This is a genomic window from Promicromonospora sp. NPDC050880 (genome assembly GCF_044456525.1).
Classification (GTDB): domain Bacteria; phylum Actinomycetota; class Actinomycetes; order Actinomycetales; family Cellulomonadaceae; genus Promicromonospora.
The window spans coordinates 121,897-134,493 of the sequence record NZ_JBITFV010000002.1; the positions used below are offsets into that span (position 1 = coordinate 121,897).

At 73.9% G+C, this 12,597-nt stretch carries 11 protein-coding genes; all 11 read right to left on the reverse strand.

Annotated elements, in window-relative coordinates; translation table 11 throughout:
• Nucleotides 1-9 precede the first annotated feature (9 nt).
• Nucleotides 10-1,956 carry a DUF222 domain-containing protein gene (locus ACIBBF_RS04435; RefSeq protein ID WP_397410910.1) on the reverse strand — a complete coding sequence of 649 codons (1,947 nt, stop codon included), beginning with the start codon at nucleotides 1,954-1,956 and terminating at the stop codon, nucleotides 10-12.
• 77 nt (nucleotides 1,957-2,033) lie between these two features.
• Entirely contained in the window at nucleotides 2,034-2,264 is a 231-nt protein-coding gene (locus tag ACIBBF_RS04440; protein ID WP_397410912.1) for a helix-turn-helix domain-containing protein, read from the reverse strand.
• Nucleotides 2,264-2,758 carry a DUF2975 domain-containing protein gene (locus ACIBBF_RS04445; RefSeq protein WP_397410914.1) on the reverse strand — a complete coding sequence of 165 codons (495 nt, stop codon included), beginning with the start codon at nucleotides 2,756-2,758 and terminating at the stop codon, nucleotides 2,264-2,266. The genes ACIBBF_RS04440 and ACIBBF_RS04445 overlap by 1 nt, the downstream gene beginning before the upstream one ends.
• Before the next feature lie 69 nt (nucleotides 2,759-2,827).
• The gene (locus tag ACIBBF_RS04450) at nucleotides 2,828-3,691 is read right to left on the reverse strand and encodes an HpcH/HpaI aldolase/citrate lyase family protein (RefSeq protein ID WP_397410916.1); all 864 of its coding nucleotides are present in this window, start codon (nucleotides 3,689-3,691) and stop codon (nucleotides 2,828-2,830) included.
• Nucleotides 3,688-4,896 carry a CaiB/BaiF CoA transferase family protein gene (locus tag ACIBBF_RS04455; protein ID WP_397410918.1) on the reverse strand — a complete coding sequence of 403 codons (1,209 nt, stop codon included), beginning with the start codon at nucleotides 4,894-4,896 and terminating at the stop codon, nucleotides 3,688-3,690. Before ACIBBF_RS04455 ends, ACIBBF_RS04450 begins: the two co-directional genes overlap by 4 nt.
• Nucleotides 4,893-6,938: an SUMF1/EgtB/PvdO family nonheme iron enzyme gene (locus ACIBBF_RS04460; protein ID WP_397410920.1), complete on the reverse strand. Its 2,046-nt coding sequence runs from the start codon at nucleotides 6,936-6,938 to the stop codon at nucleotides 4,893-4,895. Before ACIBBF_RS04460 ends, ACIBBF_RS04455 begins: the two co-directional genes overlap by 4 nt.
• Complete coding sequence (locus ACIBBF_RS04465) at nucleotides 6,935-7,858, reverse strand: ribokinase (protein ID WP_397410922.1); 924 nt, start codon at nucleotides 7,856-7,858, stop codon at nucleotides 6,935-6,937. Before ACIBBF_RS04465 ends, ACIBBF_RS04460 begins: the two co-directional genes overlap by 4 nt.
• The gene (locus ACIBBF_RS04470; RefSeq protein ID WP_397410923.1) at nucleotides 7,855-9,231 is read right to left on the reverse strand and encodes an ADP-ribosylglycohydrolase family protein; all 1,377 of its coding nucleotides are present in this window, start codon (nucleotides 9,229-9,231) and stop codon (nucleotides 7,855-7,857) included. Before ACIBBF_RS04470 ends, ACIBBF_RS04465 begins: the two co-directional genes overlap by 4 nt.
• On the reverse strand, nucleotides 9,228-10,397 hold the full coding sequence (locus tag ACIBBF_RS04475) for an ADP-ribosylglycohydrolase family protein (RefSeq protein ID WP_397410924.1): 1,170 nt from the start codon (nucleotides 10,395-10,397) through the stop codon (nucleotides 9,228-9,230). The genes ACIBBF_RS04470 and ACIBBF_RS04475 overlap by 4 nt, the downstream gene beginning before the upstream one ends.
• 47 nt (nucleotides 10,398-10,444) lie before the next feature.
• Nucleotides 10,445-11,719 (reverse strand): ABC transporter substrate-binding protein, encoded by a 1,275-nt coding sequence (locus tag ACIBBF_RS04480; protein WP_397410925.1) that lies wholly within the window; start codon nucleotides 11,717-11,719, stop codon nucleotides 10,445-10,447.
• Between the two features lie 47 nt (nucleotides 11,720-11,766).
• Entirely contained in the window at nucleotides 11,767-12,594 is an 828-nt protein-coding gene (locus tag ACIBBF_RS04485; protein WP_397410926.1) for a carbohydrate ABC transporter permease, read from the reverse strand.
• Between the last annotated feature and the right edge of the window lie 3 nt (nucleotides 12,595-12,597).

The following is a 12,597-nucleotide window of genomic DNA, read 5'->3' on the forward strand; positions in this document are numbered from 1 at the left end:
CAGCACGGCTCAAGCTGATTGTGCGGTGAACAGGGTCCGGTCGTGTGCCCAGGAGAGATCGGTCCGAGGGGCTGTTCGCCCCTTGGGGCGCTTCGATCCTCTTCTCGTTCGGCCGGCGCTGGTTCGGCTGCCGGTGGTGGGTTGCTTGCTTGGTCGGTAGGCGATCGCGCCCTGGTGGTGGGTGGTGTGGCAGCCGATCGAGTAGCGGCTGCGGGGGATGCGGCCGGGTGCTGGGCCGGTCATGCCGACCGCGGAGGTCCAACCCGGGCGCGCGCCACCGCCACCCGCCGTGGAGGGGGCGTTGGCCGGGGTGGTACCTGCGGTCGGGACCGCCGGGACCGCCGGGACGGCTGTGCCGGCCGTGCCGGTCAGGACGGTCGGTGACGGATCGTGGACCGGCCCCTGACCACCGCGATCCCGCACACCATCCGGGGCCGGCGCGCCCGTGACTGCCCCAGTACTGGTCGAGCCCTCCCGGTCGGTGCGCAGGGGTGTCGGTGGCATGGGTGCCACCGAGAGGTGGGTGTGTCCGGTCGGGGTGGTGGTCTCCACGGCGTGCCGCCCGTCGTGCTGGGTGGGTTTCTGCACCCAGCCCGGTGCCTGCTTGGCATAGTTGCACCGGGCGCACAGGCCTTGACCGTTGTCCAGGCTGGTAGGGCCACCCTGGGCGTGCGGGGTGATGTGGTCCAGGTGCCGGATCGGCGCATCACACCACACTGTGGCGCACACACCCTGCCCCCGAGCGCGTAGCAAGCCCGCCAGGCCTTGGGGATGGAACCGGGAGGTGGACGTCGCAGCCAGCAGACGACCGGACGGGTCGACGTAGATGCTCCGCAACCACGCCGCGTTCGTGTCGATCGCGTGCGCGACCAGGTTGCGGGCCACCGGCGCAGGGACCACACCCCCACCCACCGCAACACCCTCGGTCACAACACCAGGCTGGGTGCCACCAGCCAGGAGCGTGTCGTCGGAGACCAGGAGGTTGATCGCCACCGGCACATCCGCGGCCCGACCCTGGTCACGCCCGGTGACCCGCTCGATCAGCGTGTCCGCCATGATCTGACCGGTCCCACGCTCGTCCCCACCCGCCTTCATGGCCTCGGCGTGGTGCTTGAGGTGGGCGTAGGCCTGCACACCCTGCCCCATCGGCACCAGAGCGGTCAGGTAGACCATCAGGTCCGGGGCCGGGCGGATCGAGACCCGCCGCTGCGACACCGCCCTCGCGTTGCGATTCACGCACGCGTGCACATCCAGGCTCGCGGCGAGCTCCTTGACCCGGGCCACCAACCGCCGCGTCCCCATCCCTACCAAAGCATCCAGACGCGCGGGGCCGCAGACCTGCTCGTCGATCAGGGCACGGTGCTCCACCGACAGGTGCGACGTCTCCCGCACCAACAACGTGGCCCGCCACTGCGAGAGGATCCCCGTCTGCAACGCCGCGAACGTGTGGGGCATCTGCGTCACCCACACCCGGGACGTGTTGAGGAACCCGGAACCGGCGTGCGGGGACACCCGTAGCGCGGCACCGACCTGGTTCGGCACACCACGACCACGCCGCTCCACCCGGACACCCTGCGCGGCCTCCTCAGCCCGCGTCGCCTCGTCCAGGGCGACCACCAGGCGGGCCTGCGTCGCGGTCACCGCAGCCTTCACCGCCTCCAACTCACCCAACACATCCACCCACCCCGCCTGCACCTCCCGCGAGACCAAGCCCGACCCAGACGTGTCAGCAGCACCCGGCAGAATCAACCCCGCCAGCGCCTCCCGCACAGCCCGCACACCCGCGGCCCCGATGCCTGCACCAATCTCACCGAGCAGGGGCGCACCAGACACCCCGGCATCACCAGGCAGCCCACCACCAGACACCCCGGCATCACCAGGCAGCCCACCACCAGGCAGCACCGACCCGACAGGCTGCCCGCCCGCCAGTCCCAGCACCCCACCCGATCGCGTCATGCCATCATTCTATGGCACACCTGTTCGATATGCTCGACGAGCCATCCACTTCCGCCACCAGCAGATTCCACGACCCGTCAGCCCTCCGACGACGCAGCGTCGCCGCCCGGCACATAGCGCACAAGATCCCCCGGCTGGCACTCGAGCGCCACACAGAGCGCCTCGAGGGTGCTGAACCGGACCGCCTTCGCGCGCCCGTTCTTCAGGACCGCGAGGTTCGCGGGGGTGATCCCGACCCGATCGGCCAGCTCCCCCACCGACATCTTGCGGCGGGCGAGCATGACGTCGATGTCCACGACGATCGGCATCAGATCACCTCGTCGAGCTCGGCCCGGAGCGCCGTCGCCTCACCCTTCCACCCGACAGCCTTGACGAGCAGGCCACGCAGGACGGCAACGAGGAGCGCGACCCCGCCCGCCAGCACGGCGCACCCGGTGAGCGTGAGCCCGATCCCGGGCTGCATCCCGTAGCCCAAGGTCTGCACCGTCAACCATCCCAGGAGGCCGAGCGCGAGCACGCAGGATCCGGCGGCGGCCCAGATCATCAGGTCGACCCACCGGAACGCGCCGAGCGAGAACACGGCGTCGCGACCGACCAGGCCGAGAAGCCGCCAGATGGCAACGAGCACCACCTGGGCGGGCACCAGCACGGCCACCGACCAGACGAGAGCGGGCGCGCGGAGGCGCGCAGTCTCGGGATAGGCCGATGCGACACCGGCCGAGAGCTCCGGGAGCACCACCAGCTGAACCAGCAGGGTTCCCAGCAGAAGTACGACGATCACGAGCCGCAGAAGCCGTGTCACGAGCGGATTCATGACCCTCCTATCGAAGAACGATAGAAATCTATCGCTTCGCGGGGGTTCTGCCAAGCGTCAGCCCTCCCCCAGCCCCACCACCCACCGCGCCCGCTCCACCATCGCCACGTCGAGGAACGTCCCGTCCTCCAGCGCCACGGCCCCGACCCCCTCGGCCGCGGCACCACGCACCCGGTCGAGCACCTCCCGCGCGGCCGCCACCTCGGCGGCCGACGGGAGGAACGCCGCCCGGATCGTGCCGAGCTGCCCGGGGTGGATCGCCGTCCGTCCGGAGAAACCCAGCCGCCGCCCCACCAGGCACGACGCCGCCAGCCCGTCCAGGTCGCGCACGTTCGTGTACGCCGACATCACCGGCGGTGCCAGCCCCGCCGCCCGCGCCGCGACTACCACGCGGCTGCGCGCCCAGGTCAGGCCCGCGTCGTCGGAGACCCGCAGGTCGGAGCGCAGGTCCGCCTCGCCCAGACCGATCGAGGCGACCTGCGGCGACGCCGCGGCCAGCTCGAACGCCCGCTCGACGCCGAGCGCCGACTCGACCAGCAGGTGCAGCGCCCGGCCCGGCAGCGCCTCCGCGAGCTCACGCACCTCACCGGCCGACTCCACCTTGGGCACCCGCACGCCGATCCCGGCCGGCAACGAGCCGAGCAGCGCGACGTCGTCGGCGTGCCACGGCGTGCTGCGGTGGTTGATCCGCACCTGGATCGCCCCGGCCGGCCGGCCGACGTCCGCGCCGGGTCCGGCCGGCCGCGCGAGGATCCGCCCGGCGTTCTCCCGCGCCTCGCCCTTGCGCGACGGCGCGACGGCGTCCTCCAGGTCGACCAGCACCGCGTCGGCCGCAGAGGCCAGCGCCTTGGCCACCCGGTCGGGCCGGTCGGCGGGCACGTACAGCAGGGTCAGCGGCGGAGCACCGGCCGTCCGGGTCATACCGCCCCCTCCGCGCGCAACGCCGCCACCCGCGCCGGCGAGAACCCCAGCTCCCCCAGCACCTCGTCCGTGTCCGCGCCGTGCGGGCGGCCGGTGAACCCGATGACGCCGTCGTTCTCCGAGAGCCGGAACAGCGGCCCCTGCATGAGCATCGGCCCGAGCTCCGGATCCTCGATCTCGTGGATCGTCCCGAGCGCCCGGAACTGCGGGTCGGCCACGATGTCGCGCGCGTCGTACACGGGGGCCACCGCGGCCTGGGCCTCCTCGAACGCCGCCACGACCTCCTCCCGTGTCCGGCGGGAGATCCAGCCCCCGACCGCCTCGTCGAGCTCGTCCGCGTGCCGTGCCCGGTCCACGCCGCGCGCGAACCACGGCTCGTCCACGAGCTCCGGCCGCCCCACCAGGCGCATCACGCGCTCCGCGATCGACTGGGCCGACGTCGAGACGGCCACCCAGTGCCCGTCGCTCGTGCGGTAGGTGTTGCGGGGCGCGTTGTTGCTCGACCGGTTGCCGGTCCGCGCCTGCACCGTGCCGAGCTGGTCCCAGCGCGTGATCTGCGGCCCGAGCATCGCCAGGATCGGCTCCACGATCGCGGTGTCCACGACCTGCCCGCGCCCGGTCCGCTCGCGCGCGGAGAGCGCCGTCATGATCGCGAACGCCGTGGCCAGCGACGCGACGCCGTCGGCCAGGCCGAAGGGCGGCAGGGTGGGCGGACCGTCGGGCTCGCCGGTCATCGCGGCGAACCCGCTCATCGCCTCGGCGAGCGTGCCGAACCCCGGACGGGTTCGGTACGGACCCGTCTGGCCGAACCCGGAGACCCGCGCCAGCACGAGCCCGGGGTTGCGTGCGGAGAGCTCCTCGTAGCCCAGCCCCCAGCGCTCGAGCGTGCCGGGCCGGAAGTTCTCGATCACGACGTCGGACCGCTCGGCCAGCGCCAGGAACACCTCGCGCCCGCCGTCCGACCCCAGGTTCGCCGTGATCGTGCGCTTGTTGCGGCCCAGCGTCTTCCACCAGAGATTGACGCCGTCCTTGGCCGCGCCGTGCGTACGGGACGGGTCGGGCCGCTCGGGATGCTCCACCTTCACGACCGACGCCCCCAGGTCACCCAGGTGCATCGCGGCCATCGGACCGGCGAACAGCGTGGACGCGTCCACGACGCGCAGGCCGGCCAGGGCGCCGTCGGCGGCGTCCCGCGAGACGCTCATACCCGCACCTCCCACGCGCACCGGAACCCCACCGTCGCGCTCCGCGCCAGCCCGAGCCCCGGGAGCAGCAGCTTCACCGAGTAGTCCGGCGCGTGCCGCCCACCCTCGACGTACCAGTCCGAGTCCGCTGCCCGGTAGTCGCTGCCGCCCTTGAGCATGACGAACCGGGTGCGGCCGTCGCTGTGCTCGCTCTCGGTCCAGCTCCAGACGGCGACGCCGGGCCGCTCCACCCCGAAGGACGCCGGCGCGGCCTCGCCCGCGAGCTGCCACTCGTCCTCCGTGGGCAGCCGGCCGCCGCGCCAGGCGCAGTACGCGCGGGCGTCGTCGAGGTCCACGAACGTGACCGGCTGGTCCTCCGTGCCCGTGGCGGGCCGGCCGGACCGCCAGTGCGCCAGGAACCGGTGCGGCTCGGCGGGCGTGTAGCCCGTCGCCTCCAGGAACTCCGCGAACTGCGCGTTCGTCACCTCGGACGCCGCCACCGCGACCGCCGCGGGCAGCGTGCCGTCGCGCTGCAGCGTGCGCGCGTCGTGCAGGCGGGGCGGGAGCGGCTTCCACTCGTCCACGTACGGCGCACCCTGGTACATCCCGGTCTCCCGCGCGCGGTGGCGCACGGTCAGCACGTAGTCGCCCGCGGGGACCACGACGGCGTCCTCCTCGGGCCCCGACGTGCCGGGCCCAGGGGTCACGCCGGGGACGTCCGGCGCCCCGACCCGGCGGGCGAGCCGGTGCGGGAACCGGGCGTCGGCGTCGTGCGGAGTCTCGCGCAGGGCGGCGAGCAGCTCGGGCAGCCAGCGCGGATCCTCGACCCCGTCGGCGACGTGCAGCAGGGCGGCGATACCTCGTCCGGGCACGGCGACCGTGCCGGACGGCAGGTCAGGCACGTCCGTGAGCGGGATCAGCCGGCCGCCCGACCGCTCTGCGGCGTCCGCGGCCGGCGCCGGGCCCGTCCAGTCCGTCTCGCCCCGGTTCACCAGCGTCCACAGGGTCACCCCGCCGAGCGACCACCGCGACGCGTACACGCCCGCGGCCTCCGCCTCCCCGGAGAGCGGTGCCAGCGGCGTCCACTCGCCGTCGAGCAGCAGGTCGCGGGTCGCGCGCTGGACGGTCACCAGGCGACGCACCGTCGCGGCGTCGCGCCGGGACCAGCCCACCCACACCCCGAACACGACCTCCCACACCATCACGCCCACGCCGTTCAGCCACGCGGACTGCAGCTCCTCGGAGTGGTCCCGGTGCCAGCGCCGCACGTGGTGCTGCATGTGCCGGCGCTCGTACCAGTGCGCCCGCAGCACACCCGGCACCGGTGAGTCGGCGAAGAACTGCGCCCACGACGAGGAGTGGTCCTCGATCCGCTCGACGGGCAGCTTGGACTCGCCCTCCAGCACGATCCCGGGCCGCGCCGCCTCCAGCCGCGCCACGAGCTCGGGCTCGGCCTTCTTCAGCGTGTCCAGGAAGACGCCGTCCGCCCCGAGCTCGGCCACGACCGCGGCGAGCTCGGTGAGGTCGTCGGCCCCGCGCCGCGTGCCGACGTCCCACGGGTTGTAGTCCACGAACACGTGCATCCCGGCCTCGTGGAACGTCGCCACCAGCGCGTCCAGGCCGGGCACGTCGCGGTAGAAGTCCCACTGGTTGCGGTCGTCCAGCCCGATCACCGGGTACGCGTGCCACAGCACGACGGCGTCCAGGCCGCCGAACCGCTCGGCGGCGTCGGCCAGGAACCGCTCGGGCGTGAACCGGCGCTCCTCGAACGAGTAGAGCAGCTCGTCCCACAGCCACACCTGCGCCACGGTGCTGCACCGCGCGGCCCACGCCGCCTCGGGCCGTGCGTAGGCGGCGCCCGTGTATCCGTGGCGGGCCCGGGCGTCGGACCGCCAGGCCCGCAGCATCTCGCGCCACGCCGGGCGGTCGGCGGGGTCCGCAGGACCCGAGAAGATCTTGGCCTCGTCCAGCGCCGCGCTCCGCTCGGCGGTCAGCGGCCCGACGACGACGTCCGTCGGCCGGTCGATCAGCCGCGGGACCAGCGGGTCGAAGGTGTAGCTCATGGTGCCTTCCCCAGTGTCTCGGCCAGCGCTGCCACGTCGGCGGCGTCCGGCACGGCGTCCTGCGCCCCGGGCCGGGTGACGGCGAGCGCCCCGGCCGCCCCGGCCAGCCGCGCCGCCTGCGCGAGGCCGGCGAGCCCTGTGCGGGCCAGCGCCGCGGCGAGGACGCCGCAGGAGGTGTCGCCCGCGCCGGTGGTGTCGACGGCCTCGACCCGCGCGGCCGGGACCCGCACCTGCTCCCCGCCCCGCCGGGCGACGAGGCTGCCGTGCGAGCCGAGGGTCATGACCACCGCGGGCACCCGGTCCAGGAGGGCTGTGGCGAGGGCCTCGGGCGTGCCGTCGGCGGCGGCGTCCACCAGGTCCGCCGCCTCGTGCTCGTTGACCACGAGCACGTCGACCTGCTCCCACAGCGCCTCGGGCAGCTCCCGGGAGGGCGCCGCGTTGAGCACGAACAGCGCACCCTCGCGACGCTCCCGGGCCGCGGCCACCACGGTGCCGAGCGGGATCTCGAGCTGCGCCAGGACCACGTCCGCGGCCGCGATCCGGCGGGCCTGCGCCGCGCCGACCCGCACCCGCGAGTTGGCGCCGGGGGCCACGACGATGGCGTTCTCGCCGTCAGGCGACACGGTGATCAGGGCGGTGCCCGTCGGGGCGTCGACGCGGTCCACGGTGTCGGTGCGCACGCCCGCCCCGCCGAGCGAGGCCAGCAGCAGCTCGGCGGGGTCGTCCCGGCCCAGGGCGCCCACGAACGTGGTGTCCGCGCCCCCGGCCCGCGCCGCCGCCACGGCCTGGTTGGCGCCCTTGCCGCCCGGTGTGCGGCGCAGGTCGCCGCCCAGGATCGTCTCGCCGCCGGCGGGGTGCCGGGGCACGTCCACCACCAGGTCCACGTTGGCCGAGCCGACGACCACGACCCGCCCGGTCATGCCGCGCCCCCGGCCAGGGCCACCGTGCGCGCCACGAGGTCCGCGATGCGCTGCTCGCCGCCCGGCAGCGACGTCGCGATGCGGCCGTCCAGGGGCGCCGCCCACTGCTCACCGATCCCGTCGGGATGCAGCGCCCCGACGACGCCGCCCACGGTCGCCGCCGCGGAGTCGGTGTCCCACCCGGCGGTGACGGCGATCGAGACGCTCGGCCCGAACGCACCCCGGCCCGCGGTGAGCGCGAACGCGATCACGGCCGCGTTGTTCAGGGTGTGCACCCAGTGCAGGTCCCCGTACTCGGCGTGCAGCCGGTCGAGCCCGGCGCGCACGCCCGCCTCGCTGCCGTCGCACTCGCGCCCCAGCACGCGTCCGAGCCGCACGGCGGCGGCCAGCCGGCTGCCCGGCGGCACGACGGCGTCCGCGGCGTCCAGCACGTGCTCGACGTCGTCGGCGACCACGGCCGCCGCGGCGAGGGCCGCCGCCCACGCCGCCCCGTAGACGCCGTTGCGGGTGTGGCTCAGGCGGGCGTCGGCCCAGGCCAGGCGGGCCGCGCCGCGCACGTCGCCGGGCGTGACCCAGCCGAGCAGGTCGGTGCGGATGAGCGCGCCGATCCACTCGCGGAACGGGTTGTGGTGCGTGGCCGTCTCCGGCACGGGCCGACCGTCGAGGATGTTCCGGTAGGCGGCACGCTCGGCCGTGAAGGTGCGGCCGGCGGGCAGGTTGTCGAGCCAGAGCTGCGCCACGTCGTCCGTGGTGAACCCGCGGCCGTGCCGCTCCAGGAGCGCGAGCGCGAGGATCGGGTAGTTGAGGTCGTCGTCCTCGGGCATCCCGGCGATGTTCTCCTCCAGCGACGTCGGCGCCGACCGGCGGTTCCACGGCCACCGGGCCGCGACGTCGTCGGGCAGGCCGACGGCCGTGAAGTAGCGCGTCAGCGGCCAGCGGCCGGTCGCGCGCAGGATCTCCTCGATGCCCTGCCGCGGGATCTTCTCCACGGGCTTGCCGAGCAGGCAGCCGGCCGCGCGGCCCGTCCAGGCGCCGGAGACCCGGGCCGCGTACGCGGCCTCCGGGTCCGCGCCGGCCGGACGACGCGGCAGGTCGGGCGCGGGCGGCAGCAGCGCCTCGGCCTGCTCCCAGGTGTCCGGCTCGTCCGGGGCCGCGGGGGCGGGCCGGGCGTCGAGCTCGTCGAGCAGCGTCCGGGCGAGGTTCCGCAGCGCCGGGGGCGCGGGGACCGGTCCGGCGCCGCTCACCGCGGGCGCCGGGTCGCCGCCCGCCGCGACCCAGCGGTCGCGCACGTCGGCGACGTCCTTGCCCTCGTGCGCCGACTGGACCAGCTCGTGCGCCAGGAGGTCCTCCGGCTGGGCCCAGGTCAGCCTCACGCGGGGTCACCCGCCCCGACCGCGTCGAGGGCCGTGAGCCGGGACAGCGCCCGCTCGCGATCCGCCCGCAGGATGTCGGTCGCCGCCGAGGCCATGAGGCGGCCCGTCTCGCGGACGTCCATCTTGCTGGCGGCCTCGACCTCGTCCAGCCACTCGGCAGGGACGACGCCGCTGCCGCCCAGCCCGGCGGCGACCGCACCGGCCATGACGGCGATGGAGTCGGCGTCGCGGCCGTAGTTCACGGCGGCCAGGACGGCACCGCGGTAGTCACCGCGGTGGGCGAGCAGGAGGCCGAGCGCGACCGGCAGCTCCTCGATCGACTTGGTCCGCGACGGGCGGCGTGCGTCCATCGACATCTGCCGGTACTCCGGCCCCACCGAGTCGTACGGCGCGACGACCTCCCGCACGAGGCGGGCGAGGCGGCGTTCCTCGTCGTCGGTCCCGGGCGGCTCGGGCCAGCCGTCGACGGCGTCGACGACGGCGCGGAGGGCGGCCGCCGTCCCGTCGTGCGCCACGTCCAGGGCGGCGGTCACGACGTCGTCCAGCGTGGCCCCCGGGGCGACCGAGGCCGCGACCATCGCCGCGAAGACCCCGGCCGCCTCGCGGCCGTAGCTGGACTGGTGGGCGCCCGTGAGGTCGATGGCCTCGGCGTAGGCGCCACGGGGGTCGCCCGCGTTCGCCAGCCCGACGGGCGCGGCGTACATCGCGGCCCCGCAGTTGACGACGTTGCCGACGCCCGCCTCGCGCGGGTCCACGTGCCCGTAGTGCAGCCGGGCCACCAGCCACTTCTCGGCGAGGAACACCCGCTGGAGCAGCAGCGCCGTCGACTCGAGCTCCGGGATCCAGCGGGGCTCCCCGATCATCAGCGGCACCAGGTCCTCGGCCATGGCGTACGCGTCCAGGTGCGCGCGCCGCTTGGCGTACACCTCGACGAGCGCCCTGGTCATGAGGGTGTCGTCCGTGATGTGCCCGTCGCCCTTGTGGTACGGGGCGATGGGGCGGGCATCCTGCCAGTTCGGGTACCAGGGCCCGACGATGCCGCGCACGCGGCCCCCGTGCCGCTCCTCGATCTGCTCCGGCGTCCAGCCCTCGGTGGCACCACCGAGGGCGTCACCCACGGCGGCCCCGGTGATGACGGCCACCGACCGGTCCTCCAACCAGCTCACGGATACTCTCCCTCGTCGTTCCTGCGTCGGTCAGTGTCGGTCCGTCGTCACTGCGTGATCTCGTCCCAGCCGCTCGTGAGCTGGTCGGCGAGCTCCGCCTCGTCGGTCTCCTGCGCCAGGTAGCGCTGGTAGGCCGGCGTCGCCACCGTGTCCTTCCACTGCGCGTAGGAGTCGGCGAACAGGTACGGGGCGGAGACGAAGTGCTGGCCGCCGGCCAGGATCGTGCTCCAGCCGTTCTCGTCACCGAGCTTCTCCGTGAGGGCCTCCTGGGCCGACGTCGTGGCCGGGATCAGGGCGTCCGCCTCGTTGAGCGCGGCCAGGTGCTCGGTCTGCGTGAAGAACTCGATGAACTGCGCGGACTCCTCGACGTGCTCGGAGTCGATGTTGACCGACAGGGTCTGCGGGTTGGCGGCCTGCTGCGCGCCCTCGGGGCCGGCCAGCGGCGGCAGCGCCACCCAGTCGAAGCCCTCGGGGGCGTCCTTGGCGATGTTCGCGGCCTGGTAGGAACCCTGCACGGTCATCGCGGTCTGCCCGGCGTAGAAGGAGGCGATGGCCTCCGAACCGGACTGGGTCAGCGTGACGGGCAGGATCGACTCGTCGTCGTACGCCATGGCGTGGACCAGCTCCGGCAGGGCCATCTCGCCGTCGCCGATGGTCACGGCGGCGTCCTCGCCCGTGCCCTCGAAGTACGTGCCGCCGAACCCGGGCGCGAGCGACATGAACGCCGCCGTCGGGCTCGACAGGCCCCAGCCGAGGCCGTAGACGTCGCCCTTCGTAGTGGCCTGCGCGATCTCACGCAGCTCGTCCCAGGTCATGGTGTCGCCCGTCGGGATCTCGACCCCGGCGTCCTCCAGCAGGGCCCGGTTGGCGAACACCACGTACGACTGCAGCTCGGTCGGGTAGGCGACCACCTGGTCGTCCACGGTGACCGACTCGAGGATGCCCTCGGGGACGTCCGCGCGGCGCTCGTCCGACATGAGGTCGGTGAGGTCGGCGAGGTAGCCGTCGCGGGCGAAGGACACGATGCTCGCGGCCTCGTAGTGGATGATGTCCGGCGCGGCGCCGCCGTTGAACTGGGTGATCAGCTTGTCGTAGACGCCGTCCCAGCCCGCCGGGACGATCTCGACCTGCACGTCGGGGTTCTCGGTGTTCCAGTCCTCGACGATCTGCTCCGTCGCGGCGATCGCGGCCGGCTGGTCGGACAGCGCCTGGAACTTCAGGGTCACGGGGCCGTCGTCGGCGGCGTCCCCGCTGCCGCAGGCGGCGAGCAGGAGGGTGCTGGTCGTGAGGCATGCAGCGATGAACACTCCACGAGACTTCATGGGTCTGCCTTTCGGGTCGGTGGTGCACGTGCGGCGGCGGAGGCTGGTCATCCCTTGACCGCCCCGGCCATGAGGCCGCCGATGAGCTTCTTCTGCATGATCGAGAAGAAGACGATGCTGGGGATCGCGGCGAGCACGGAGCCCGCGGCGAGCGGACCGAGCGCGACCTTGCCCTCGCCGCCGATGAACGTCGACAGCGTGATGGGCAGGGTGTAGTTCTCGGGCGACTGGAGCAGGACGAGCGCGAAGAAGAACTCGTTCCAGGAGGACACGAAGCTGAACATCGCCGTCGCCACGACACCGGGCGCCAGCAGCGGGAAGACGATGCGGCGCAGCACCACGAGGCGGCTGCCGCCGTCCATCGCGCCGGCCTCCTCGAGGTCCACGGGGATGGCGGCCACGTAGCCCTGGAGCATCCACAGCGCGAACGGCAGCGTGTACGTGGTGTGCACCAGGATCAGGCCGAGCAGGCTGTCGGTGAGGCCGATGGTCCGCAGGATCAGGAACAGCGGCAGCACCACGAGGATCACCGGGAAGACCTGGCTCACCAGGATCCAGCCGACGCCGGCCGCCCGGATCGCACCCTTGAGCCGGGCCAGCACGTAGGACGCCGGCAGGGCGATCAGGATGACCAGGGCGGTGGACGCCAGCGCGACGACGGCGCTGTTGGCGGCCGAGCTCACCAGGCCCTGCCGGGCGAGGGCGTCGGCGTAGTTCTCCCAGTGCCACTCCTGCGGCAGCAGGTTCACCACGAGGGAGTTGAGCTCGGCGGACGACTTCACCGACGCCGAGACCAGCCACAGCAGCGGGAAGCCCAGGAAGAGGATGTAGCAGGCCAGCGCCACGTACTGGGCGGGGCGGACGAGTGCGCGCATCGG

What these genes read in the sequence shown, in the direction of transcription:
- ACIBBF_RS04460 (WP_397410920.1), bottom strand. Translation starts at nt 6,938, where the DNA reads ATGAGCTACACCTTCGACCCGCTGGTCCCGCGGCTGATCGACCGGCCG.
- ACIBBF_RS04450 (WP_397410916.1), bottom strand. Translation starts at nt 3,691, where the DNA reads ATGACCCGGACGGCCGGTGCTCCGCCGCTGACCCTGCTGTACGTGCCC.
- ACIBBF_RS04435 (WP_397410910.1), bottom strand. Translation starts at nt 1,956, where the DNA reads ATGACGCGATCGGGTGGGGTGCTGGGACTGGCGGGCGGGCAGCCTGTC.
- ACIBBF_RS04465 (WP_397410922.1), bottom strand. Translation starts at nt 7,858, where the DNA reads ATGACCGGGCGGGTCGTGGTCGTCGGCTCGGCCAACGTGGACCTGGTG.
- ACIBBF_RS04480 (WP_397410925.1), bottom strand. Translation starts at nt 11,719, where the DNA reads ATGAAGTCTCGTGGAGTGTTCATCGCTGCATGCCTCACGACCAGCACC.
- ACIBBF_RS04440 (WP_397410912.1), bottom strand. Translation starts at nt 2,264, where the DNA reads ATGCCGATCGTCGTGGACATCGACGTCATGCTCGCCCGCCGCAAGATG.
- ACIBBF_RS04485 (WP_397410926.1), bottom strand. Translation starts at nt 12,594, where the DNA reads ATGCGCGCACTCGTCCGCCCCGCCCAGTACGTGGCGCTGGCCTGCTAC.
- ACIBBF_RS04455 (WP_397410918.1), bottom strand. Translation starts at nt 4,896, where the DNA reads ATGAGCGTCTCGCGGGACGCCGCCGACGGCGCCCTGGCCGGCCTGCGC.